A 23609-nucleotide genomic window follows, 5' to 3' on the forward strand; every position below is an offset into this window, starting at 1 on the left:
ACACGCACCTGGTGGGTGCGTGAACCGTGCGGGTCACCGGTACGGCTGTGAAGTCTGAAACTTGATGTTCTCCGGGTGATCTTCAGCCGTTCCCCGGACGCCGGAATCAGGCCAGTTCGGCGGTGAGGGTGATGGTGGTGCCGGTCAGGGCCTGGCTCACCGGGCAGTTCTTCTTGGCGTTCTCGGCGGCGGCGGCGAAGCCCTCCGCGTCGATCCCCGGAACCTCGCCGCGGACGGTGAGGTGGATACCGGTGATGCCCTCACCCGGCTGGAAGGTGACGTCGGCCTTGGTCTCCAGCCGGTTGGGCGGGGTGCCCGCCCCGGCCAGGCCGTGCGAGAGCGCCATCGAGAAGCAGCTGGAGTGGGCCGCGGCGATCAGTTCCTCGGGGCTGGTCTTGCCATTGGCCTGCTCGGCGCGGGACGGCCAGGAGACCGGCTGCGTACCGATACCGGACGAGTCGAAGGTGACCTCACCCGAGCCCTTCAGCAGATCGCCTTCCCAGACCGTGTGCGCCGTGCGAGTCGTGGCCATGGTGTGAAATCCCTTCTGATGGATCACTGGTTGCGCCCTTGAACCTACTGGTCGGGGCGGTGCGCGGGAAAACCGGCCGGGCCGTGGCGGGCCGGTATCCGGCCGCTTTCGGCGCCGTCCGCCCCGTACCGGGCGCCGGTTCGGGGGCGGACGGCCGGCTTCCGGGGCCGCCGCCGTACGGCCGGGACCCGGCGGCCGGGGCGTCCGGCGGACTCAGCCGCCGGCCCCCTTGGCGTCGCGGGCGAGCGCCGTGAGCCGGGAGATCGCCCGGAAGTACTTCTTGCGGTAGCCGCCGTTGAGCATCTCTTCGCCGAACAGCTGGTCGAAGGGGACCCCGGAGGCCACCACGGGTACCTCGGCGTCGTAGAGCCGGTCGGCGAGTACGACCAGCCGGAGCGCCGTCGACTGGTCGGGCACGGGCTCGACCCCGGTCAGACAGACCAGCTCGACGCCCTCGATCAGCCTCCCGTAGCGGCTGGGGTGGATCTGGGAGAGATGCCCCAGCAGATGGGGGAAGTGGTCCAGGGTCGCCCCGGCCGTGGTCCGCGCGGTCTTGGTGACGACCTCGTCGGCGTACGGGGGCGGAGCCTCGGGCAGCCCCCGGTGGCGGTAGTCCTCGCCGTCGATCCGCAGCGGCTGGAAGTGCGCGGAGAGGCCCTGGATCTCCCGCAGGAAGTCGGCGGCGGCGAACCGGCCCTCGCCCAGCTTCCCCGGCAGCGTGTTGGAGGTGGCGGCCAGCGACACCCCGGCCGTCACCAGCTTCGACAGCAGGGACGAGACGAGGACGGTGTCGCCCGGGTCGTCGAGTTCGAATTCGTCGATACAGAGCAGCCGGTAGTCGCCGAGTACCCGGACCGTCTCCTGGAACCCCAGGGCGCCGACCAGGTTCGTCAGCTCCACGAAGGTGCAGAACGCCTTGCGGTGGCTCGGGACGGGCGCCGCGTGCCACACCGAGGCCAGCAGATGGGTCTTGCCGACGCCGTAGCCGCCGTCGAGATAGATACCGAGCGGGCCGGTGGGCGCGGCGGGCTTACGGGCGAACCAGCGCCGCGGCCCCTTGCCGTCCGCTCCTCCCCGGCCGACCCCGGCGGCGAAGGCGGCCAGTCGGGTGACGGCCTCGGCCTGGCTGGGGTGGTTCGGGTCCGGGATGTAGGTATCGAAGCGGACCGTGTCGAAGCGCCACGGCGGCTCCAGCGCGTCCACCAGCAGCTCGACGGAGATATGGGGGCGGCGCGCGGCCAGCGAAGGCGGGCCGGCGGCTATGGGGCTGGTGGGAGGGGTCGGCACAGTTCACCACTGTAAGCGCCGTGCGAGACTGCACGGCATGCGACGCCTGCTCCCTGTGACCGATCAGACACCCGACGACGACCGGGAGTGGTCGCTGGACGAACTGGCTGATCTCTATGCGTATCCGACCCTGATCGGAGAGGGCGAGGCGCCCGCCCCGGCCGCCGGAGCCGCTGATTCCGCGGAGGCGGCCCGAGCCGTCGGAGCCGTACCGCCTGGTGAGGCGAATGGGACCCGTGAGGCCGGTGGGACCGGCGGGATCAGTGGAACCGACGGCACCGGCGGGGCGCCCGGCCGGTGGCTGCGGGCGAACATGGTGTCGTCGCTGGACGGCGCTGCCCAGCACGGGGGAGCGTCGCAGCCGCTCTCGGGACCGGCCGATATGCGGATCTTCGGGGTACTGCGGGCGCTGAGCGATGTGGTGATCGCGGGGGCCGAGACGGTACGCCGCGAGGGGTACCGGCCCGCCAGGGCGCGGGAGGCTTTCGCGGCCCGCCGGGCCGCTGCCGGACAGGCGCCCGCCCCGGCGATCGCGGTGGTCAGCGCATCGCTCGACCTCGATTTCACGGCGCCCCTCTTCACCGAGCCGCTGGTGCCGACGCTGATCCTGACCGGTGCGGGGGCGGCGCCGGAGCGGGTACGGGCCGCCGAGCGGGCGGGCGCCGAGGTCGTGGTCGCGGGTGACGGGCCCGGGGCCGACCCGGCGCTGGCGGTGGCGGCACTGGCGGACCGTGGGCTGACCCGGCAGCTCACCGAGGGCGGCCCCAGGCTGCTGGGCGGGTTCGTGGCCGCCGGTGTCCTGGACGAACTGTGTCTTTCGGTGGCGCCCGTACTGACCGCGGGCGACGCCCAGCGGATCACCAACGGCCCCGGTGTGACCGTTCCCGAGAGGTTCGCACTGGTGTCCGTGCTGGAGGAGGCGGGGTTCCTGTTCACCCGTTACCGTCGCATCTGACAATCAGCGGAATTTCCCGTTCCGGTTAGCTTCGGCTGGGCAGACTTACTCTCGCAGACCCCGTGCGGTCACGGGGAAGGATGGTTTCCGCAGAAGGGCCCTTGAACGTGTTCACAAGCGTACTGATGATCGAGAAGCCCCTGACGTCCGTCGATGTGGATTTTGTGACAACCCTCCATGGGGACGAGGCCGTCTCGTTCGTCGTGCTGATGCAGCCCCGCGGTGCCCAGGCCGACGTACTGCTCCGGGCGATCGACGATGTGGCGCTCGGCGAACTGAAGGACGCCGTGCGCGAGGGCGACGTACCCGAGGGCGAGGCCGCCGTCGCCCCCGCCGAGCTGGCCCTGGAACACTCCCTGCGCGCCCTGCGGGCCGCCGGGTCCCAGGCCGTCGGCCAGGTCGTCGAGGACCACCCCCTCGACATGCTGAGGACCGTGGTCGACGACTCCAACGCCGACGAGGTCATCGTGCTGACCGCCCCGCACTACGTGGAGGAGTTCTTCCACCGGGACTGGGCCTCCCGGGCCCGCCACAAGGTCGGCGTCCCGGTGCTCAAGCTCTTCGCCCACAGCGAATAGGGTGGTCCCAGGCCGGAGAGCGACCGGCCGAAGACCCGAACCGGAAGGCAGAGACACGCATGGCATCCGCCATCCCCACCGCCATGGAACGGCCCCACTTCATCGGCATCGGCGGTGCCGGGATGTCCGGCATCGCGAAGATCCTCGCCCGCCGCGGCGCGAAGGTGGCGGGCAGCGACGCCAAGGAGTCGGACACGGCGGATGCCCTGCGTGCCCTCGGCGCCACCGTCCACATCGGACACGCGGCGGCCCATCTCGCCGACGACGCCAGCTGTGTCGTGGTCTCCAGCGCCATCCGCGCCGACAACCCCGAGCTGCTGCGCGCCGCCGAGCTCTCGGTACCGGTGGTCCACCGTTCGGACGCGCTGGCGTCCCTGATGGACGGGCTCCGCCCGATCGCCGTCGCCGGTACCCACGGCAAGACCACCACCACGTCCATGCTGGCCGTCGCCCTCTCCGAGCTGGGCCTCGACCCCTCGTACGCGATCGGCGGCGATCTGGCCGGACCCGGCACCAACGCCCGGCACGGCGAGGGCGAGATCTTCGTCGCCGAGGCCGACGAGAGCGACCGCAGCTTCCACAAGTACGCCCCCGAGGTCGCGATCGTCCTCAACGTGGAGCTGGACCACCACGCGAACTACGCCTCCATGGCCGAGATCCACGAATCCTTCGACACCTTCACCGGCCGGATCGTCCCCGGCGGCACCCTGGTGATCTCCGCCGACCAGTCCGGCGCGGTCGAGCTGACCGAGCGGGTCCGCGGCCGGGACGGGCTGAACGTGATCGGCTACGGAGAGTCCGAGACGGCCGACGTCCGGGTGCACAAGATCACCCCGCGCGGGCTGACCAGTGAAGTCACCGTCCTCCTCGACGGCCGCTTGCTGACCTTCACCGTCTCGGTACCCGGCCGGCACTACGCGCTCAACGCGGTCGCCGCACTCGCCGCGGGCGTCGCCCTCGGCATCCCGGCGCACAACCTCGCCTCCGCCCTCGGCAAGTACACCGGCGTCGGCCGCAGGCTCCAGCTCAAGGGCGAGGCCGACGGGGTCCGGGTGATCGACTCCTACGCCCACCACCCCACCGAGATGACCGCCGACCTGGAGGCCATGCGGGGCGCCGCGGCCGACGCCCGGCTGCTCGTCGTCTTCCAGCCGCACCTCTTCTCCCGCACCCGCGAGCTGGGCAAGGAGATGGGCGAGGCGCTCGCCCTCGCCGACGCCTCCGTCGTCCTGGACATCTATCCGGCCCGGGAGGACCCGATCCCCGGCATCACCAGCGCCCTGATCGTCGACGCGGCCCGCGCGGCGGGCGCCGACGTCACCCCCGTCCACGACCGGGAGACCGTGGCCGACGCGATCGCGGGAATGGCCCGCCCCGGCGATCTCGTTCTCACCATGGGCGCCGGGGACGTCACCGACCTCGGCCCCGTCATCCTGGACCGGCTCTCCGGCCGGACCCGCCCGACCAGCTGAGGAGGCGGCCCCCATGGCGTACGAGATCGAGAAGCCGGACGAGGAATGGCGCGCGGAGCTGAGCCCCGCGGAGTACCAGGTCCTGCGGCAGGCGGGCACCGAACCCGCCTTCACCGGCGAGTACACCGACACCGCCACCGAAGGTGTGTACTCCTGTCGCGCCTGCGGGGCGGAACTGTTCCGCTCCGACACCAAGTTCGCCTCCCACTGCGGCTGGCCCTCCTTCTACGACCCCAAGGACTCCGACGCGGTCGAACTGCTCTCGGACCGCTCGCACGGGATGGTCCGTACGGAGGTACGGTGCGCCAGGTGCGGATCGCATCTCGGCCATGTGTTCGAAGGTGAGGGCTATCCGACGCCGACGGACCAGCGCTACTGCATCAACAGCATCTCCCTCCGGCTGACCCCGACGGACGCCGAGAGCTGACCGCGCGGGGCGCCGCGCGCCGCCTCGGCCCTCCGGGTGAGCTCCACGCCCCGGGCCGCGCCCGGCGACCTGATGCTGTCGCCGGTCCGCGGACCGCATGTGGCTGGTCGCGCAGTTCCCCGCGCCCCTGGTTGCCTGTCTCCTGGCCCTTGTCAGGGCAACGCCCTGACTGGGAGCCCGTCTCCCACCTGTGCGGCGCCGGGGAGAGTATTTAGGGGCGCGGGGAACTGCGCGAACGGCCCACGACGGCGCGCAGTCGCCTGACTGGCTTGCCTGGCTGGGCGGGTGGCGTGGCCTCACCCGGAGGGCCGAGGCGCTGGGGGTCCCCCCATTGCCGAAGGCATAGGGGGCGGAACTGCGCGACCAGCCACGGACGACGCGCGGTCGCCTGACTGGCTTGCCCGGCTGGGCGGGTGGCGTGGGCCTCACGCGGAGGGCCGAGGCGCCACGGACGGCGCGCGGACGGCAACGAGGCACCCGCCCCGACGGGCCCGCGCCACGTCACCCGAACACCCCCGGTGGGAGAATGCGGTCATGTCCCCGACCGAACCCGACAGCGCCCCGTTCGCGTCCCTGGCCGACCGTGCCCGTGGGCTCGCCGTGCCCGGGCGGCGGCGGATCCTGGGGATCGCCGGGGCGCCCGGCGCCGGGAAGTCGACCCTCGCGGCCCGGCTCGTGGCCGCCCTCGGCGAGGGCCGGACCGCCGCCCTCGTGCCCATGGACGGCTTCCACCTCGCCCGGGCCGAGCTGCGACGACTGGGCCGCGAGCACCGCAAGGGCGCTCCCGACACCTTCGACGCCGACGGCTATCTCGCCCTGCTGACCCGGCTGCGGGCCGCCGAACCCGGGGTCACCGTGTACGCGCCCGCTTTCGACCGGGCCCTGGAGGAGCCGATTGCCGGGGCCGTGCCCGTACCTCCCGCTGTGCCCCTCGTCGTCACCGAGGGCAACTATCTGCTGCACGACGAAGGGCCGTGGCGCCGGGTCGGGCCGCTGCTGGACGAGATCTGGTACGTGGAGACCGCCGAGGACGTCCGGCTGAGCCGGCTCGTCGCCCGGCATGTCGCCCACGGCCGGGAACTCGACGCGGCCCGGCGCTGGGTGCGCGACTCCGACCAGCCCAACGCGCTGCTCGTGGCACGCGGCCGGACCCGTGCCGACCTGGTCGTATCCCTGCCCTGACCCAGGTCGGGGCTCCGGCAGGGACCGGTGCGCCGATCTGTTGAACGGATCTTTGCCGGTACGGGCGACCGGGGTGGGTAGTCTCGGTGACCTAATCGGGCGGGTCGAGTGGGAGGCGGTTGACGTGGGGTTGTTCCGGCGGGGGGCGAAGCGCGACCGCAGCGACGCGCCGAGGGATCCCGAGTTCTCGTACCTCTCCGCCGGTGAGGGCACCCGGTTCCGCTCCCAGGTCCGGGAGGCGTTCGCGGAGATGGGCCTGGAGGTGACCGTCTACGCGGATGTCGTCACCGACAGCGCCGGACGCCAGTTCGGGCTCGCCAATCTCGCCGCCGTACTCCACAACGACGACCGGGGCCCCCGGGCCTGGCCCGAACTCGTCCGGCGGCATGTCGGGATGGTGCTGCGGACCATGGACGCGCCGTCCGCCCTCGACACCCTCTCCACCGAACAGATCAGGGCCCAGCTCTACCCCCGGGTCCTGGGCGCCGAGGGATTCGATCCGGAGAACTTCGGCTACGCCCGCCGGATCGCGCCCGGACTCTACGAGATCATCGCCCTCGATCTGCCGGAGAGCGTCATGATGCTCACCGATGACGCCCTCGAACCCCTCGGCGACCTGCCCTACCTCCGCCAGCAGGCCCTCTACAACCTGCGCGGACTGCCGCTGGAGGGCCATGAGACCGTCAAGGGCGGCGACGGCCTCCGGTTCGAGGTGGTGATCGGCGACTCCTTCTACACCGCGAGCCGGGTACTGACCCTGGAGAGCGTCGTCCGCGAGGTGACCGGGGAGACCATGACGCCCGACGGCGCGCTGGTCGCCTTCCCGTTCCGGCATCAGCTCGCCTTCCATGTCATCCGCGACGCCGGACTGATCCCGGCGCTCAACGCGATGACGTCGTTCGCGGCGTCCGGTTTCGCGGACACGCCCGGGGCCATCTCGCCGTATGTCTACTGGTGGCGCGACGGCACCCTGACCCAGCTCAGCGCCCATGACGAGGACGGCGAGGGGCTGCGGATCGTGGTGGGGGAGGAGTTCCAGGAGCTGCTGGAACGCCTCGTCGGCGACGACGACGCATAGCCCGGAGCCCGGAGCCCGGAGCCCGGGGTCCTCGGCCCGTGGTGGGCCGGTCGCCCGGCGCCTCACCGCGCGGCGCCCGTCGTCAGGGGGCGAGGACCACCGCACACGACTCCGGTCCCAGCGTCAGCCCCCCGGTCGCGTCCGGCCCGTCCGGCGGATCCCACGCCGCCAGCACCCGGGCCCCGGTACCGACCGCGAACCGGGCCGGTGACCCCGCCGGGTTGAACAGGATCCGCAGCTCCCCCCGGCGTACGGCGAATCCGCCGTCACCGCCCTCACCCCGGTCCGCGGAGTACGCCAGCCCCACCGAGGCCAGATCCGGATCCGTCAGATCGGGCTGCTCCCGGCGGAGCGCGATCAGCTCCCGGTACCAGGACAACAGCCGGGCATGCGGCTCACGGGCCCGCTCGGACCGGTCCAGACACGACCGGCGCCGGGTCTCCGGATCCTGCGGATCGGGTACGGCCGCCGGATCCCAGCCGTGCGCCGCGAACTCCTCCCGCCGCCCCGCCCGCACCAGGTCCGCGACCGCCGGATCGGTGTGGTCGGTGAAGTACTGCCACGGTGTGCCCGCGCCCCACTCCTCGCCCATGAAGAGCATCGGGGTGAAAGGACCGGTCAGCACCAGGGCCGCCGCACACGCCAGCAGCCCGGGCGAGAGCAGGGCGGAGAGCCGGTCACCGGCCGCCCGGTTGCCGATCTGGTCATGGGACTGGGCGAAGCCGATGAACCGCCCGGCGGGCGTGATCGCCGGATCCACCGGACGGCCGTGCGTCCGGCCCCGGAACGAGGAGTACGTACCGTCGTGGAACCAGACCCGGGTCAGCGACCGCGCCAGCGCGCCCCGGGGACCGCCGTCGGGGAAGGCGGCGAAATCCCGGTAATAGCCGTGGGACTCGCCCGTGAGCAGGGTGTGCAGCGCGTGATGGAAGTCGTCGTTCCACTGGGCGTGCACACCGAGGCCGCCCGCCGCGCGCGGGGTCGTGGTCCCGGGGTCGTTCCGGTCGGACTCGGCGATCAGGAAGAGCGGACGGCGCAGCTCGTCCGCGAGCCGGTCGACCGAGGCCGACAACTCCTCCAGGAAGGTCAGCGCCCGGTCGTCGGCGAGGGCGTGCACCGCGTCGAGCCGCAGCCCGTCCAGCCGGTACTCGCGCAGCCACATCGACGCGCTCTCCAGCAGAAAGGCCCGTACCTCGTCCGAACCGGGTCCGTCGAGGTTGACGGCCGCGCCCCACGGGGTGCGCCGGGTCTCCGTCAGATACGGGCCGAAGGCGGGCAGTACGTTCCCCGACGGGCCGAAGTGGTTGTGGACCACATCCAGCACCACCCCGAGCCCGTGCCCGTGGGCGGCGTCCACGAACCGCTTCAGCGCCGCCGGGCCGCCGTACGGCTCGTGCACGGCCCACGGGGCCACGCCGTCGTACCCCCAGCCGTGCGTCCCGGGGAACGGACAGAGCGGCATCAGCTCCACATGGCTGATCCCCAGCTCCGCCAGCTCACCCAGGTGCGCGACGGCGGCGTCGAGGGTGCCCTCGGCGGTCCAGGTGCCGATATGCAGCTCGTACAGCACCGCGCCGGGCAGCCCCCGGCCCGGCCAGTCGTGCCGCCAGACATGGGTGTCGGGGAGGACCACGGCCGCCGGTCCGCCGGGCCCGTCCGGAAGCCGGCGGGCGCGGGGGTCGGGGAGCGGCGGCCCGCCGTCGATCGCGAAGGCGTACCGGGTGCCGTCACCGGCCTCGGCCTCCGCCGTCCACCAGCCGGTACGGTCCGGATCCCGGGCCAGCTCGACAGCCGGGGCGCCGTCGGGGCCGGGGCCGTCGTGACCGTCGGCGGTTCCGCCGCTGTCGTTGCCGTCAGCGTCATCGCCGTCATCGCCGCCGAGCCGCAGCGTGACCCGCTCGCGCGCCGTCGGCGCCCACACCTCGAACAGCACCGCACACCCCGTCCGTCGTCGGCTCCCGGCCTCCTGCCGTCCATCCTGGCAAGACCGGGCCCCGGCCGGGCGGTCCGTACCGCCGTTGAGGTCAAACCCCGGCGATCAGTCCCACCAGAAGTACCACTCCTGCATGCCGTCGAGCGCCTCCGCGTACGCCTCGAGGGTGCCCGCGCCCTGCCATATGTTGTCGGGGCAGAAGGCGAAGTGCTCTGCCGCGACCGCCAGGGCCGCCTCCCGACCGAAAGGCGGCGCGGCGACACTCAGCCGCAGGGTGGCGAAGCCGACCGACACCAGACGGGCGCCGAACCGGGACTCCCAGTCGCCGAGCACCGAGGAGAAGGCGGCGATGTCCCCGCTCATATTGACCGGCCCCGACCACCCCGCGACGGTGAGCGCGGCGGCGGCCGACGGAGCGGCGACAAGCCCCAGCCGCAGCCACGGCGACATGGCGAGCAGCTCCCGCGCGAACGCGTCGGCGAGCAGCCCGGGGTCCCCGTCCACCGTCCCGGCGGGCGCGCGGCCCGGCCAGCCGGTCCCGAAGGGCGCGAAGACCTCCGAGAACCGCTCGTCCTCGTCCTTCTCGTCCTCCCCGTCGGTCACCCCGGTCTGCTCACCCCACCACTGGGCGAGCACGGCCTCGGGGTCCCGCTCGCCGACGGGCCCCTCCGGCGGGAACAGCTCCCCGCCCGCCCACGGCCGGAACTCCTCGTCGTCCGGATCGAGCGCGTCCAGCAGCAGCGGATACAGCCCCGACCGGCCGTGATCGGCCCGGAACCGGGCGTACTCCCGGGCGTTCGTCGGCCCGTCCCCGAGCCAGAGCACGGGCGGCCCGTCCGCCCGCTCATCGGCCCGTACGACCCGCCCGGCGGGAAGCTCCACGGACAACTGCCGCTGTTCGGCCTCCTCGGGCGGGAAGAGGAGACGCAGTTCGGGATCAAGTGCTCGAAGATTCACACCGAGCACGCTAGAACACACCACTGACATCGCCCGAGCCCCGGACGTAGTAGTCCTCGGCATCCTCCTGGTAGCCGGTCATCAGGGCGGCGAGTGCCCCGGGTTCGTCGGCGCCGAGGAAGTAGGGGCCGGTGTGGTGGAGATAGAAGAAGCGGCCCGTGTCGTCCAGCAGGACGATCCCGTTCTCGGCGGTTTCCCAGCCGACGGGGAAGAGACGACGGCCCAGGCTCTCCGCGAGTTCGGTGATCGATTCGGAGTCCCCCGCGTATCCGAAGGTGGGGTCGGCCCGGAACCTGCGCTCCGGCGCCAGGGGCACGGGGAACTCCAGGCCGACGTAGGACGCGACGAACCGGCGTACCCCGTCCCAGGGGAGGAGGGGGAACCCCTCGGCGGCGGAGCGGCGGACGCGTACCTCGATCAGCCGGTCGGCCCGGGCCCGGTTCCCGGGTTCGTCCTCCCGGCCCGGGCGCCGGCCGTGGGCCAGCAGCCAGGCGTTCACCTCTTCGGGGGTCCTGCGGAGCGGCATCATATGACCTTCGCGCCGGTCGGCGGGTCAGAGGTAGTAGTCCTCGGCGTCCTCGTAATCCGCGCTCTGCCAGCCGATGATGCCGCCGTACTTCCCCTGCCCCAGGTAGTAGTTTCCGCTCCAGTGCAGGTAGAAGAACCGGTCCGACGGGTCGACGACGACCACGGCACCGTCGTAGGTGTCCAGGGCGACCGGGAAGAGTTCCGTCCTGAGGTGACCGGCCAGCTCCGCGAGTTCCTCGGCGTCGCCCGCGTTGGTGAGCCAGGGGGTGAAGACGGCGAACTCCTCGGGTTCCGTGCCGATGAGCGCCTTGAGGTCCAGGTATTCACGGAGGAAGGCGAGGGCGGGCGCCGAGGGGGTGAGTTCGAGGCCCTGGGCCCGGTACTGGTCCACCACCTTGGTGACGGCCTCGGCGACCGCCTGGTCACCGACGTCGCGGCCCGGGTGCCAACCCGCCCCGGTGAGCCAGGCATCGACCTCTTCGACTGTCTTCAGAATGGGCATTCGTCGCTCTCGCTCTACTTGTGTGCCTTGACGCCGATCAGGGGGAGGACTTCCGTGCAGGATCTGCACGGAGGTTTGTACTCACCGTGTGTCTTGAACCCCGTGGGGTCCTCCTGCTCACCGATCTGGAGCGAGTAGACGAGGGAGCCGTCCATGGCCCGGCGAACATCCTCCGGGGTGCTGATGGTGACTCCGTCCCGCTGCTCGATGTGTTTCAGCCGGTCGGAGACGAGGGCCATCTCGGCGCACTTCCCGTGGCCGCCGCCCGGCCGGTCGCCCTTCGACTCCATATCGGCCTTCACCTTGTCCAGGATGCCCTGGAGCACCGGGTGATTGGTGAGAGCCGTCTGCCCGTGCTTCTTCGAGGAACTGGTGTGGGTCGTCAGCGTCCCCTCGTGCAGCAGACCCCCGGCGCAGGCTTTGACGATACGGTCCTTGCCCACCGAGTCGTGTCGGCCCGGCTCCTGGTTCTTGGCGTCGTTGGCCAGTTGCAGGGTCTCCCGTTCCAGGGCCGCCCGTTGCTGTTCCGGGGTCAGGCCGTTGACGTCGAGGGCGTCGCGGCGGTGGTGCTTCATCTTTCCGGCGCTCTCGCCGTGCCAGTTGGGCTGGGGGTCCAGCGGGCGGCCGTTCGGGTGGGAGCCGCCGCCGTTACCGCCGTTGCCTCCGCCACCACCGCCCCCGCCTCCACCACCGGAGGAGCCCCGGCCGCCGCCCGGGTCGGCGCCGTCGACCTTGGTGACCTTTCTGACGTTGTCGCGGGCTTCCTGGTCCTTGCCGCGGTGGATCTTGGAGCCTTGGCCGATCGCGTCGGGGATCTCTTTGCCGACGTGTTTGCCGAGGTGGCCGTGGCCCTTGACCAGTTTCTCCACCACGCCTTCGATGGCGGTGTCGAGGACTGCCGTGAGGGAGTCCTTGCCTTTCGCCCGGCCGTGGTGGTTCTTCGCGTTCTGGATCTTGGTCTTCGCCCGGGTCTCCATCGTGACCTGGACGTTCGCCAGCTTCCCGCCCGTGCTGCCGTGCGCGTCGTGGTCGATCCGCGGGCCGCCGCCCGGACCGGGGCTCCCGCCCGCGGAGTTGAGCTGGAGACCGTTCTTGCCCGCCTGCACGGTCTGTGCGGTGTTGATGCCGTCCTGGTCGCCGGTGATGTTCATCGCCGTCTGGATCACCAGATCCGTGACGATCGACTCCAGCGCCTGCACCGCGGGCTGCATCAGGATCGCGGTGATCTCCGCGACCGCCGCCTCCGCCATCTCCTTCATGATCGCCTTGAACGCGATCCGGGTCGCCGCGATCTTCCCGCCCGCCAGCAGCGCCGTCAGACCCGCGGTGAACGGCGCGGCGGCCAGCGCGATCCCCACCGTCGCCGCCAGATCTGCCAGTTCGGCCACGGCGGCGATCTTCCGCGCCACGATGATGTCCGCGACCCGGTCCAACGCGGTCGCGATGATCCGCGCCGCTCCCGCCAGGTCCTTGTTCTTGCCCTGGACCTTCTTCCAGTGCTCGTCCAGCGCCGTCAGCGACTCACTCGACCCCGTCGACAACAACCGCTGCACATGACCGTGCGCCGAACCCGCGTCCTCGTCCGCGTCGGCCGCGAACTCCCGCAACGCCGTCGCCATATCGCGATAGGCGTCCTCGTCCACATTCGGCCAGCCCACACCCACGATGTCGAGCATGGTGTCGACACCCTCGGGAATCGTGTAACCCACGACCCACCAACCCCCGTTAGTCGGTTCGTTCCGTCCCATCAATCAGCCAACAGCATGTCATGAGACATGATTTTCGGCCTCGGCCACCTGGCTCGGCCGCCGGTGGCGGGCCCTTCACCGGGCCCGCCACCGGCGCGGGGCTCACGCCCCGTGAACGAAGTCGATCCGCTCCTGGATCACCGGGAAGCCCGCCCGGGCGAAGTGCTTGGCCATCGGGACATTGGACTGGTCCGTCGCCCCGAGCACCGATTCCGCGCCGTGTTCCACCAGGAAGTGCAGGCACTCGGTCAGCAGGTCGTAGGCGTAGCCGTGGCCCCGGGCCTCGGGGACGACACCGATGAAGTCGACACAGGGGCCGGCCGGGACATGGGCCGGGATGTGCAGACCCACCAGCTCGCCCTCGGGCGTCTCGGCGACCCGCCACCACTCGCGCGGCGACGGGCACCAGTGGAAGAACTCCAGCTCCTCACGGGCCGCCTGGTCGATGCCGCCCTGTTCGATCGCGCGCAGGGCATGGGCGTCGAGGGTGGTCGAGTGGACCCGGCGCAGGATGTCGAGGATCACCTCGTCGTCCGGTTCGGGTCGGTACACCAGCCGGGCCCGGCGCTCTGGGAGGCCGTTCCCGGGGGTCCAGCGGTAGCGGAAGCGCTCCACGAGAATCCGCATCCCGGCGGCCTCCGCCGCCCGGATCCGGGCCTCGCCCGCGGCCCTGAGCGCGCTGTCGTCGCGCCAGCCGGGCGGCAGCAGCAGTTCGTAGTCCACCTGGTGGGGCGCGGTGCGCAGCAGTTCGGCGCCCGCCTCCTCCTCGCCCTCGGCGACGTCGAACCAGTTGACGTTGACGGGGGAGGTGTCGTTCTCACCGCCCCACCAGGCGGCCCGGGCGACGACCCGGCCGTCGCGCAGGGCGACCCGCTGCCATTCGGGCCGGTGGGTGACATGGGAGAGAGCCCGGCCGATACCCAGCGGGTCGGGCAGGGTGTGGAAGAGATCGGCGTCGCTCTCGGAGAGCGCGCGGATGACCGTCTCGGTCATAAGAGGTGTTCCTCCGGAAAGAAATGCGGATGGCTGCTCCGCGCTCCCGGGGATCAGTCGACGAACGCCCGGCGGACAGGGAGGGAGCGCGGATGGTGGTGGAACTGCACGGCACTCGCCTCCTTCCGGTTCGTTAAGCGGCGTCGTGGCTACGTTATCCGGACGGCCCGGCGGACGTCCAGGGGGTTTTCGTGCGGGGGCGGATCAGCCGTCGCCCCGGTCGGCCCACCGCGCGACAGCGGCGAAGGCCCGGCCGGGCGCATCCTCTCGGAGGATGACCCCGCTTCCGCCGCCCGGCGGGTCGGACGGCCCGGGGCTCGTACCGGCGGCTCGCACAGGTGCGCCTCACAGGCTGACGAAGTGCGGCGGAGGGCGTCCGAGGATGATCCGTATGAGCCTTCACCCGTCCTCCCCCTCCCCCTCTGCGGATTCCCCGACTTCCCCGGCTTCCGGGTCCGCCCCGTCCGCGTTGGAGCCGCCGCCCCGTTGGGCGGTCCGGGCCGCACACCTCACCACGTTGGTGGTCCTGCCCAGCGGGTTGTGGCGGATCGCCATGGTGTTCGGATACCCCAGCGGTCACACGGAGGCAGGTTTCGAGAGCTTCGAGACGTTCGGGGCCAAGATGTGGATGCTGGCGCTCAGCGTACTCAGCGAACTCGTCGCCGTGCTGACGGTCGGCCTGGTGCGGCCGTGGGGCGAGGTCGTGCCGCGGTGGATACCGTTCATCGGCGGGCGAAGGGTCCGTCCCATGGCGGTCGTCGTCCCCGCCGCCCTCGGCTCGTTGGTCCTCACCCTGCTGTGGGCCAACGTCCCCTGGTGGTGGACGTATCCGAACGAGGACATGACGTCCACCGGACACCTGGTCGTCGGCATCCTCTACCAGCCGCTGATCCTCTGGGGCCCGCTGACGGCGGCCGTCACCTTCTCCTACTACCGCCGCCACCGCGCCGCGCGGCGCCGGGGGCAGGCCGCCTGACCGAGTAACCCCGGTGCCCGCCGGGCGCTTTGGACGACGGGCTCACGGTGCCGGAACCGGTGCCGGAAACGGAGCCGGGAGCCGTCGTGCCACCGCCGTACCGGCCGGGCGGAAACACCGTCGCGCCGACTGTGCCGAAGCTGTGCCGGAATTGTAGCTTCCATGCAGGTCAGGCCGGGTACGGAGGTGATCGCGCGGTCGGCTTTCTGGACACCCCGCCGCCCCCGGGCCGACAATTACCGGGTGACCTCCTCCCTGCCGTCCCCACCACCCGGGCTCCCCGGACAGCCCGTTCCACTGCGGCCGTCCGACGCCGAACGGGATCTGGCCGTGGACGTGCTCAGGGAAGGCGCGGCGGCGGGCCGGATCTCGCACGACACGTTCGTCCGCCGGATGGAGCTGGCCCTCGCCGCCCGCAGCCCGGAGGAGTTGAAGGTCCTCACCGCCGATCTCCGCTCCGACGACGGGATCTCCGGGCGGGTGGTCCGTTCGGTGAGCGGGGTCTCCGCGTTCCTGGTCCGGCTGCGCCGGGCCTGGGCCGCCGAGAAACTGCCCCCGCTGCTGCTCCCCGAGCCGGGGCCGCATCCGCTGCGGATAGGCCGCGACCCGGGGAACGGACTGCGGCTGACCCATGAGAGCGTCTCCCGGCTGCACGCCGAGCTGATTCCGCACGGGCCCGGCTGGTTTCTGCGCGACCTCGGGTCGATGAACGGGACGACCGTGAACGGGCTGCGGGTGACCGGCTCGGTGGCCGTACGCGACGGTGACGTGGTCTCCTTCGGCCAGATCGCCTTCCGGCTCACCAAACGCTGACCCGGCGCCCGCGCCCCCGCCTCCCGCTGACCCGGCAGCCGCATCCCCCCGCCTCCCGGCCGCTCCGCCCGCCGACCGCCGCGCCCCCGCCCGTTCACGGGCCCGCCGTCCCCTCCCGGACCAGCAGCGCCACCGGGCCGTCCAGGAACAGTTCCGCCGCCGTGACCTCGCCGCCCCGTACCGTACGGCCCGACAGCACGTCCGACCACGAGCCCTCCGGCAGCCCGGCCCGGGTATCGCGCCAGCCGCCCGCCTCCGCGAGCCGCAGCGACAGCCGGGTGACGGCCGCGACGACCTCACCGGTCCGGCAGTACGCCACACAGTGGCCGGCCGCCGGGCCCGACACCGTCAGCGGGACGTACGTCCCCGCCGGGCCGAAGACCTCAGGACGCTCCCGGCGCAGCCGCAGCGCCGCCCGGGTCAGCGCCGTACGATCCGTCGCCGGGCCCTCCTCGAACGGCGCCCGGTTGTCCGGGTCGACCAGGGCCCGGTACTCCCGTTCCGTGCCCTGGTAGAGGTCCGGCACGCCCGGCATCGTCAGCTGGAGCAGCGCCGCGCCCAGCGCCTCCGCCCGGACGTACGGCTCCAGTTCGCGGGCGAACCGGGCCACCGCGTGCAGCCCGGGACCCGCCGGGCCCGCCGCCACGAAGGCCGCGAGGGCCCGCTCGTACGCCTCGTCCGGCTCGGACCAGCCTGTCCGTACGCCCGCCTCCCGCGCGCCCTTCAGCAGGGCCGCCGCCAGCCGGTCCCCGTAGGGAAAGCCGAAGCCGACCGCCGTCTGCCAGGCCGTCCACGCGGTATGCGGATCCGGCGCCCGGCCGCCGTCCCGCCCTGCGGTCTCGTCGGTGACCTCCCGGAGGAAGGCCGCCCACCGCTCCGGGCACTGCGCCAGGACCGCGATGGCGGCCCGGACGTCGGCGCTCCGTTTGGTGTCGTGCGTGGTCAGCACCGTCCCGGTGGCGGGCAGCTCGCGGGCGATCCGCGCCGCGTGGGCGTGGAACTCCGCCGGGGAGACCGCCGGGCGCGCGGGATCCCCGCCGACCTCGTTCGCGCTCAGCAGCGGTGTGTAGCGGTAGTACGAGGTGTCCTCCACGGACTTGGCCCGTACCGCCGACGCGGTCTGCGCGAACCGGGCCCGGAACGCCTCGTGGTCCGGCCCTTCGCCGCGCCGCCCCAGCGCCAGCTCCCGTACCGCGTCCACGGCCGCGGACTCAGCCGCCACCGGGAAGACGCCCTTCGCGGCAGCCGCGGCGGCCAGGGTGAGCGCCTCGTCACCGGTGTCGCCGGGGTAGGGACGGTAGACCGGCAGCCGGACCAGGAGTTCGCGGATCGCGACCGCCAGCGCCCACGGCGCGTGGTCCCGCAGCTCCGGGTCCCCGGCGCAGATCCGGGCCGCGAGCCGGGTCAGCGCCGCGGTCTCGGCGGCCAGCTCGTACGTCACCATCCGGTACGCGGCGCGCAGCCGGGTCGGCTCCCACCGGCCGCCGAGATCCGTCGGCACCCGGGTGAACTCCCGGTAGATCCCGGCCAGTTCCGCCGCGCCCGCCGGGTCGGTGAAGAGTCCGTCGATCCGGTACAGCGCGTCGTAGCCGGTCGTCCCGGCCACCGGCCAGGAGTGCGGCAGCCGCTCGTCACCGGTGAGGATCTTCTCCACCACCGTCCAGCACTCCCCGCCGGTGGCCTCCGCGAGCCGCCGCAGATAGCCCTCGGGGTCGGCGAGCCCGTCCGGATGGTCGACCCGCAACCCCGACACCACCCCGTCCCGGACCAGCTCCAGGATCTTGGCGTGGGTGGCGTCGAAGACCTCGGGATCCTCGACCCGGACCCCGATCAGGTCCGTGACGGTGAAGAACCGGCGGTACGTCAGCTCCGTCCTGGCCAGCCGCCACCAGCCCAGCCGGTACCACTGGGCGTCCAGGACGGCGACGAGATCGACGTCCGGCCCCCCGGGGACGGTGCCCGGCCGCAGGGGAAAGCGCCGCTCCCCGTACTCCAGGACGTCCCCGCTGACCCGCAGCCGCCCCAGCTCCGCGCCGAACGGACCGGCCAGGACCGGCAGCAGCACCCGCCCGCCGCCCGCCTCCCAGTCGATCGCGAACCAGCGGGCGTACGGCGAGTCGGGGCCGTTGCGCAGTACGTCCCGGATCGCCGGGCCGTGCTCCGGGGCCAGCGCCATGTGATTGGGCACGATGTCCACGACCAGGCCCATGCCGTGCGCACGTGCCGTGTCGGCCAGTGACCGCAGCCCGGCCTCGCCGCCCAGCTCCTCGCGGACCCGGGTGGGGTCGGTGACGTCGTAGCCGTGGGTCGAACCCGGGACCGCCTCCAGGACCGGCGACAGATGGAGATGGGTCACCCCGAGCCCGGCGAGATACGGCACCACGGCGGCGGCCCGGGCGAACGGGAAGGCGGGCTGGAGCTGGAGCCGGTAGGTCGCGCCGGGGACGGCGGGTACGGGGCCGGGCGGAGGGGCGGGGGAGGTGCTCATGGAGGCGTACGTACCCGTCGAGCGGGCGTTCCTGTCACCGGACCCCGCCCGGTCCGGACCGGCGCTGGGCCGGACGGGGGAACGCCGCCCGATCCGCCCGATCGCCCGTCCGGGGACCCTGGCCGGGGTGCCTGGGCCGCTCGCCGTGAGGGCCGGGGTCAGGCCGGGCGGCGCAGCACCGTCAGACTGTGGCACGGCAGCCGCAGCCGGGCCCCCGCCGACACCTTCGCCCCGCCGCCCGGCGGCACACCCCCGGGCCGGGCGGTGTCCACGACCACCCGCCAGTGGCGGCCGTGCCGGGCCGGGACGGTGAAGTCGAGATCCCTCGGGCCCGCGTTGAACATCAGCAGAAACGAGTCGTCGGCGATCCGCTCACCGCGCGGCCCCGGCTCCGAGATCGCGTCCCCGTTGAGGAAGACCGACAGCGCCCCGGGCCGGGACGCCTGCCAGTCCCGCTGGGTCATCGGATCGCCCTCCGGGGTGAACCAGGCGATGTCGGTGAGCGCCCCGGGCGGCCCGCCGGGCCCCTCGGCGTCGAGGGGGAGGCCCCGGAAGAACCGGCGGCGCCGGAAGACCGGATGGTCCCGCCGCAGCCACACCATGGTCCGTACGAAGTCGAGCAGCGACTGCTCACCGGGCGCCGTGACCTCGCCCGGCTTGGGCCAGCGCACCCAGGACAGCTCGTTGTCCTGGCAGTAGGCGTTGTTGTTGCCCCGCTGGGTGCGGCCGAACTCGTCGCCGTGGCTCAGCATCGGCACCCCCTGCGACAGCATCAGGGTGGCGATCAGATTCCGGGTCTGACGGTCCCGCAGCTCCAGGACCGCCGGATCGTCCGTCTCGCCCTCCGCCCCGCAGTTCCACGACCGGTTGTGGCTCTCGCCGTCCCGGTTGCCCTCCCCGTTGGCCTCGTTGTGCTTGGTCTCGTACGACACCAGATCCCGCAGGGTGAAGCCGTCGTGGCAGGTGACGAAGTTGATGGAGGCCAGCGGGCGGCGGCCGTCGCACTGGTAGAGGTCCGACGAGCCGGTCAGCCGGGACGCGAACTCGGCCAGTGTCCTCGGCTCGCCGCGCCACAGATCGCGGACCGTGTCCCGGTACTTGCCGTTCCACTCCGTCCACAGCGGGGGGAAGTTCCCCACCTGATAGCCGCCCTCGCCGACGTCCCACGGCTCGGCGATCAGCTTCACCTGGCTCACCACCGGATCCTGCTGCACCAGATCGAAGAACGACGACAGCCGGTCCACCTCGTGGAACTGGCGGGCCAGGGTCGCCGCCAGATCGAACCGGAAGCCGTCGACATGCATCTCCGTCACCCAGTACCGCAGCGAGTCCATGATCAGCTGAAGTACGTGCGGGGACCGCATCAGCAGCGAGTTACCGGTACCGGTGGTGTCCGTGTAATGGCGGCGGTCCTCCCCGAGCCGGTAGTACGAGGCGTTGTCCAGCCCCCGGAAGGAGAGCGTCGGGCCCAGATGGTTCCCCTCGGCCGTGTGGTTGTAGACCACGTCGAGGATCACCTCGATCCCCGCCCGGTGCAGCGCCCGGACCGCGTGCTTGAACTCCAGCACCTGCTCGCCCCGCTCCCCCCAGGAGGCATAGGCGTTGTGCGGGGCGAAGAAGCCGATCGTGTTGTAGCCCCAGTAGTTCCGCAGCCCCGCGTCCACCAGCCGGTGATCGTGCACGAACTGATGGACCGGCATCAGCTCCAGCGTCGTCACACCCAGCTCGGTCAGATGCGAGATCACCGCCGGATGGGCCAGCCCCGCATAGGTGCCGCGCAGCTCCGGCGGCAGCTCCGGATGGAGCATCGTCAGACCCTTCACATGGGCCTCGTAGATCACCGTTCGGTGGTACTCCGTCCGGGGCGACCGGTCGTCCCCCCAGTCGAAGTACGGATTCACCACCACGGACGCCGGGGTGTGCCCGGCCGAGTCCAGGTCGTTCCGGGACTCGGGGCGGCCGAAGTGATAGCCGTAGACCGGCTCGCCCCAGGTCACCCCGCCGCTCAGGGCCCGGGCATACGGATCGACCAGCAGCTTCGACGCGTTGCACCGCTGCCCCTGCTCGGGGGCGTAGGGGCCGTGGACCCGGAAGCCGTACCGCTGACCCGGCATCACCCCCGGCAGATAGGCGTGCCGGACGAACGCGTCCGCCTCCCGCAGCTCGACCCGCTCCTCCGATCCGTCGTCGGCCAGCAGACACAGCTCGATCCGCCGTGCCGCCTCGGAGAAGACCGCGAAATTGGTGCCGGCGCCGTCGAATGTGGCACCGAGGGGATATGCCTGCCCCGGCCAGACCTGCATGGAGGAACTCCGCCCCTTCCGATCCGGGTGGGTGGGGGAAAGGGCGCCCGGATCCCGCTCGAACGTACCGTGACCGCCCCCGGCGCGCCCGGCCGGACGACGCCGCGTCAACAACGCGAGAACGACCGTCACCCGGACGGCGGAACGGTGGGGCGGGTGCCCTGGGGCGCCGGGCGGCCCGGCGCGCGCGCCCGGACCCGGCCCGGCGCGCACGGCGGCCGTGAGCGGCGGGGAACGTACGGCGGCGGCGCGGTGGGCGGTCCGACGGGCCCGGCGGCGGTCCCGGCCGCCGGGACGGGTCCGGGGCGGCGCGGTACGCCCGTACCGCCGTACGGGCTACGGTGCCGCGCCCGCCCGGCGCCGGGGGATCCGCCGCGCGGTGACGGCGGTACGCCCGCCGGGCACCCGGCGGCTGTCGGCGGCCGGCGGTGGCGCCCTCCGGGGCGGATCCGGCGCGGACCAAAGGCGCCACGGCGGCCGATCCGCTATGAAACCGCTCACTCCACCCCCTGTCGGCGGCCGGAACACGCCGGATCGGGACGGCAGTTGGGAAAGCGGCCCGACGATCCGGCTGCACCCCGTCCCGCTCCCGGAGTAGTCTGCGTTGATCTTTGGTGGGGGACGGGAAGGGGACGCGGGTGAGTGCGGGAGGGCTGGAGCTACCCCCCGGTGACGGCGGTCACGAGGGGGACTCGGCCGACGTCCCGCCGGGGGCGGTGTCCCTCGCCAGACCGCTGGAGATCGGAGCCGAACTCGACTGGGACGCCGAATCCTGGATCGAGGTCCGGACCCGGGCCCAGCGCGCGGGCCGGGCGTACATCTGGCTCAATCTGGTCGAGCAGCGGCTGCGCGCGGTGGTCGCCGCCGTACTCCGCCCCGTGTACGAACCCGTACACGGCGACGACTGGGTGGTCGCGGCGGCGGGCCCGGCCGGGCAGGAATGGGTCCAGCGGGCCGTCGCCGTCCGGGAGGTCTCCCGCCGCAAGGGCTATCTCCTCGACCCCGCCGACGACAACGTCCTCTCCTTCCTCACCCTCCCGCAGCTGCGGGAGCTGATGGTCCAGCACTGGCCCTGCTTCGAGCCCTATCTCGACGACCGGCGCGATGTCGAACTGGCCCTGGACGAACTGGAAGTCGCGCGGAACGTGGTCTCCCGCAACCGGGCGCTCAACGAGGCCGTACTCGCCCAGGCGGAACGGGCCTCCGCCCGGCTGCTGGACATACTCGGCAGCGGAACCGGCTCCCGCTCGGCGGACCGGCTCCCCGTCGACGCCGTCGAGGACCTCGTCGGCGACCGGTACGCGGATGTGGTCTCCGTCCACCCCGACCGGGTCAGACTCCAGCGCCAGCTCCCCGCCGAGGACCTCTTCGGCGGTGCCCGGCGGCTCGACGCCATCGGCATCGGACTCAATCTCCTGGTCCAGAACTTCTCCGGCCGCAGACTCGTCCGGCTCGCCGAAGGCGGCGCCCGGGTCCGGCTGGCCTTCCTCAACCCCGCCAGCAGCGCCGTCAAACGGCGCGAACGCGAACTCGGCCTCCGCAAAGGCGAACTCAGCCGCACCGTGGAGATGAACATCCTCCACATGCGGCGGGTCCGCTCCCGGCTCCGTGACCCCGGCGCCTTCGAGATCCAGGTCTTCGACGAGACCCCCCGCTTCACCGCCTACCTCGTCGACGGCGACGGGCCCGACGGGGTCGCCGTCGTCCAGACCTATCTCCGCAAGGCGCGCGGCATAGAGTCGCCCGTCCTCGTCCTGCGCGGCGGCGGACGGCGGTCCGTGGTCCGCTCAGGACAGCCCGGCGACCCGGCCGACCCCGGCGAACACGGCCTCTTCCAGACCTACCGCGAGGAATTCGAGTCGATGTGGGCCGACTCCCGTCCCGTCTCATGAGTGTCAGTGGCACGTGACAAGGTGAGGACATCAGGGGGAACAGCACCACAGAGGAGGGGGTCCACCATGACCTGGCACACGGAAGAACTCGTCGGCTTCGACCTGGAGACGACGGGCACGGAGCCCCGGGAAGCCCGGATCGTCACTGCGGCGGTCGTCAGGACCGGCCCCGGCGGAGTCCTCGACCGCCGGGTCTGGCTCGCCGACCCCGGGATCCGCATCCCCGAACAGGCCGCGGCGATCCACGGCATCACCACCGAACGCGCCACCGCGGAGGGCCGCCCGGCCCCCGAGGTCGCCGACGAAGTCGCGGCGGCGCTCTGCGGCCACTGGGCGCGGGGGGTGCCCGTCGTGGCCTACAACGCCCCGTTCGACCTGACGCTCCTCGGCGCCGAACTCGCCCGCCACGGCCTGCCGTCCCTCGCCGACCGGCTGGACGGCGCGGCCCCCGGCCCGGTGATCGACCCCCTCACCGTCGACCGGGCCGTCGACCGCTACCGCCGAGGCAAGCGCACCCTGGAGGCCGCCGCCGCGGAATACGGCGTCGCGCTCGCCGACGCGCACGACGCCACGGCCGACGCGGAGGCGGCGGTCGCCGTCGCCCGCGCGCTGGCGACCCGCCACGGCGCGGTGGCGGCGATCACCGCCACCGAACTCCACGAACGCCAGATCCGCTGGTACGCGGCGTGGGCCAAGGACTTCGAGTCCTTCCTCCGCCGCAAGGGCGACGCGTCCGCGGTGGTCGACGCGACGTGGCCCTTCCACGAGCCCGCGGACGCGCGCGCCTAGCCCTCCGGGGCGCCGCCCCGAACTACCCGGGCCGCGCCCGGCGACCGGGCGTTGTCGGCGGTCTGCGACCCGTCTGTGGCTTGTCGCGCAGTTCCCCGCGCCCCTGGGTTGCCCTCCTCGTCGCCCTCGTAGGAAGGCGGGCCCCTTACTTCCCAGGGGCGGGGCCGGGGAGAGGC

At 72.5% G+C, this 23609-nt stretch carries 20 protein-coding genes; 10 read left to right on the forward strand and 10 right to left on the reverse strand.

Features of this window, described 5'->3' with window-relative positions:
- Positions 1-106: 106 nt before the first annotated feature.
- Positions 107-532 (reverse strand): OsmC family protein, encoded by a 426-nt coding sequence (locus tag AB0G74_RS27230; protein ID WP_361151206.1) that lies wholly within the window; start codon positions 530-532, stop codon positions 107-109.
- A 213-nt stretch (positions 533-745) separates the two neighbouring features.
- Positions 746-1819, reverse strand: coding sequence for a cell division protein ZapE (gene zapE / locus AB0G74_RS27235; protein WP_361151209.1), 1074 nt, complete (start codon positions 1817-1819; stop codon positions 746-748).
- 37 nt (positions 1820-1856) lie between these two features.
- On the opposite strand from zapE, the gene AB0G74_RS27240 reads away from it, so the two are divergent.
- From AB0G74_RS27240 to AB0G74_RS27265, 6 genes are all read left to right on the forward strand, one after another.
- Positions 1857-2774, forward strand: a complete 918-nt coding sequence (locus AB0G74_RS27240; protein WP_361151212.1) for a pyrimidine reductase family protein — start codon at positions 1857-1859, stop codon at positions 2772-2774.
- Between the two features lie 107 nt (positions 2775-2881).
- A complete protein-coding gene (locus AB0G74_RS27245; protein WP_361151258.1) occupies positions 2882-3352 on the forward strand; it encodes an indole-3-glycerol phosphate synthase in 471 nt (156 codons plus the stop codon).
- 59 nt (positions 3353-3411) lie between these two features.
- Positions 3412-4824 (forward strand): UDP-N-acetylmuramate--L-alanine ligase, encoded by a 1413-nt coding sequence (gene murC, locus AB0G74_RS27250; RefSeq protein WP_361151215.1) that lies wholly within the window; start codon positions 3412-3414, stop codon positions 4822-4824.
- A gap of 13 nt (positions 4825-4837) precedes the next feature.
- Positions 4838-5251, forward strand: coding sequence for a peptide-methionine (R)-S-oxide reductase MsrB (gene msrB / locus AB0G74_RS27255; RefSeq protein ID WP_361151218.1), 414 nt, complete (start codon positions 4838-4840; stop codon positions 5249-5251).
- A gap of 534 nt (positions 5252-5785) precedes the next feature.
- Positions 5786-6433, forward strand: coding sequence for a nucleoside/nucleotide kinase family protein (locus tag AB0G74_RS27260; protein ID WP_361151220.1), 648 nt, complete (start codon positions 5786-5788; stop codon positions 6431-6433).
- A 124-nt stretch (positions 6434-6557) separates the two neighbouring features.
- Complete coding sequence (locus AB0G74_RS27265; protein WP_361151222.1) at positions 6558-7511, forward strand: hypothetical protein; 954 nt, start codon at positions 6558-6560, stop codon at positions 7509-7511.
- Between the two features lie 82 nt (positions 7512-7593).
- Here the strand turns inward: AB0G74_RS27265 and treZ are convergent, their stop codons facing one another.
- The 6 genes from treZ to AB0G74_RS27295 all read right to left on the reverse strand — a co-directional run bounded on the left by treZ (position 7594) and on the right by AB0G74_RS27295 (position 14172).
- Positions 7594-9444: a malto-oligosyltrehalose trehalohydrolase gene (gene treZ, locus AB0G74_RS27270; protein ID WP_361151225.1), complete on the reverse strand. Its 1851-nt coding sequence runs from the start codon at positions 9442-9444 to the stop codon at positions 7594-7596.
- 105 nt (positions 9445-9549) lie between these two features.
- Positions 9550-10401, reverse strand: a complete 852-nt coding sequence (locus AB0G74_RS27275) for a DUF4253 domain-containing protein (protein WP_361151228.1) — start codon at positions 10399-10401, stop codon at positions 9550-9552.
- Positions 10402-10411: 10 nt separating this feature from the next.
- Positions 10412-10927 carry an SUKH-3 domain-containing protein gene (locus AB0G74_RS27280; protein WP_361151231.1) on the reverse strand — a complete coding sequence of 172 codons (516 nt, stop codon included), beginning with the start codon at positions 10925-10927 and terminating at the stop codon, positions 10412-10414.
- Positions 10928-10954: 27 nt separating this feature from the next.
- Positions 10955-11431, reverse strand: coding sequence for an SUKH-3 domain-containing protein (locus tag AB0G74_RS27285; RefSeq protein ID WP_361151234.1), 477 nt, complete (start codon positions 11429-11431; stop codon positions 10955-10957).
- Between the two features lie 14 nt (positions 11432-11445).
- Positions 11446-13140: a YwqJ-related putative deaminase gene (locus AB0G74_RS27290; protein WP_361151236.1), complete on the reverse strand. Its 1695-nt coding sequence runs from the start codon at positions 13138-13140 to the stop codon at positions 11446-11448.
- A 141-nt stretch (positions 13141-13281) separates the two neighbouring features.
- Positions 13282-14172 carry a GNAT family N-acetyltransferase gene (locus AB0G74_RS27295; protein ID WP_361151238.1) on the reverse strand — a complete coding sequence of 297 codons (891 nt, stop codon included), beginning with the start codon at positions 14170-14172 and terminating at the stop codon, positions 13282-13284.
- 520 nt (positions 14173-14692) lie between these two features.
- Between AB0G74_RS27295 and AB0G74_RS27300 the strand changes: the two genes are divergently transcribed.
- Positions 14693-15148 carry a hypothetical protein gene (locus AB0G74_RS27300; RefSeq protein ID WP_361151261.1) on the forward strand — a complete coding sequence of 152 codons (456 nt, stop codon included), beginning with the start codon at positions 14693-14695 and terminating at the stop codon, positions 15146-15148.
- A gap of 162 nt (positions 15149-15310) precedes the next feature.
- On the forward strand, positions 15311-15961 hold the full coding sequence (locus tag AB0G74_RS27305) for a DUF1707 and FHA domain-containing protein (protein WP_361151240.1): 651 nt from the start codon (positions 15311-15313) through the stop codon (positions 15959-15961).
- A gap of 94 nt (positions 15962-16055) precedes the next feature.
- Here the strand turns inward: AB0G74_RS27305 and treY are convergent, their stop codons facing one another.
- Complete coding sequence (treY, locus tag AB0G74_RS27310) at positions 16056-18449, reverse strand: malto-oligosyltrehalose synthase (RefSeq protein ID WP_361151242.1); 2394 nt, start codon at positions 18447-18449, stop codon at positions 16056-16058.
- A 158-nt stretch (positions 18450-18607) separates the two neighbouring features.
- Positions 18608-20752, reverse strand: a complete 2145-nt coding sequence (gene glgX / locus AB0G74_RS27315) for a glycogen debranching protein GlgX (protein WP_361151244.1) — start codon at positions 20750-20752, stop codon at positions 18608-18610.
- Between the two features lie 638 nt (positions 20753-21390).
- On the opposite strand from glgX, the gene AB0G74_RS27320 reads away from it, so the two are divergent.
- Positions 21391-22644, forward strand: a complete 1254-nt coding sequence (locus tag AB0G74_RS27320) for an SAV2148 family HEPN domain-containing protein (RefSeq protein ID WP_361151246.1) — start codon at positions 21391-21393, stop codon at positions 22642-22644.
- A 66-nt stretch (positions 22645-22710) separates the two neighbouring features.
- Positions 22711-23433: an exonuclease domain-containing protein gene (locus AB0G74_RS27325; protein WP_361151249.1), complete on the forward strand. Its 723-nt coding sequence runs from the start codon at positions 22711-22713 to the stop codon at positions 23431-23433.
- Positions 23434-23609 lie beyond the last annotated feature (176 nt).

The sequence above is a fragment of the Streptomyces sp. NPDC020875 genome, assembly GCF_040641415.1.
Lineage (GTDB): Bacteria > Actinomycetota > Actinomycetes > Streptomycetales > Streptomycetaceae > Streptomyces.

Excerpts from the sequence above, each read along its gene's own strand:
- AB0G74_RS27230 (WP_361151206.1), bottom strand. The coding sequence starts at position 532 with ATGGCCACGACTCGCACGGCGCACACGGTCTGGGAAGGCGATCTGCTG.
- AB0G74_RS27240 (WP_361151212.1), top strand. The coding sequence starts at position 1,857 with ATGCGACGCCTGCTCCCTGTGACCGATCAGACACCCGACGACGACCGG.
- murC (WP_361151215.1), top strand. The coding sequence starts at position 3,412 with ATGGCATCCGCCATCCCCACCGCCATGGAACGGCCCCACTTCATCGGC.
- msrB (WP_361151218.1), top strand. The coding sequence starts at position 4,838 with ATGGCGTACGAGATCGAGAAGCCGGACGAGGAATGGCGCGCGGAGCTG.
- AB0G74_RS27260 (WP_361151220.1), top strand. The coding sequence starts at position 5,786 with ATGTCCCCGACCGAACCCGACAGCGCCCCGTTCGCGTCCCTGGCCGAC.
- AB0G74_RS27280 (WP_361151231.1), bottom strand. The coding sequence starts at position 10,927 with ATGCCGCTCCGCAGGACCCCCGAAGAGGTGAACGCCTGGCTGCTGGCC.
- AB0G74_RS27285 (WP_361151234.1), bottom strand. The coding sequence starts at position 11,431 with ATGCCCATTCTGAAGACAGTCGAAGAGGTCGATGCCTGGCTCACCGGG.
- AB0G74_RS27295 (WP_361151238.1), bottom strand. The coding sequence starts at position 14,172 with ATGACCGAGACGGTCATCCGCGCGCTCTCCGAGAGCGACGCCGATCTC.
- AB0G74_RS27305 (WP_361151240.1), top strand. The coding sequence starts at position 15,311 with ATGCAGGTCAGGCCGGGTACGGAGGTGATCGCGCGGTCGGCTTTCTGG.
- treY (WP_361151242.1), bottom strand. The coding sequence starts at position 18,449 with ATGAGCACCTCCCCCGCCCCTCCGCCCGGCCCCGTACCCGCCGTCCCC.
- glgX (WP_361151244.1), bottom strand. The coding sequence starts at position 20,752 with ATGCAGGTCTGGCCGGGGCAGGCATATCCCCTCGGTGCCACATTCGAC.
- AB0G74_RS27325 (WP_361151249.1), top strand. The coding sequence starts at position 22,711 with ATGACCTGGCACACGGAAGAACTCGTCGGCTTCGACCTGGAGACGACG.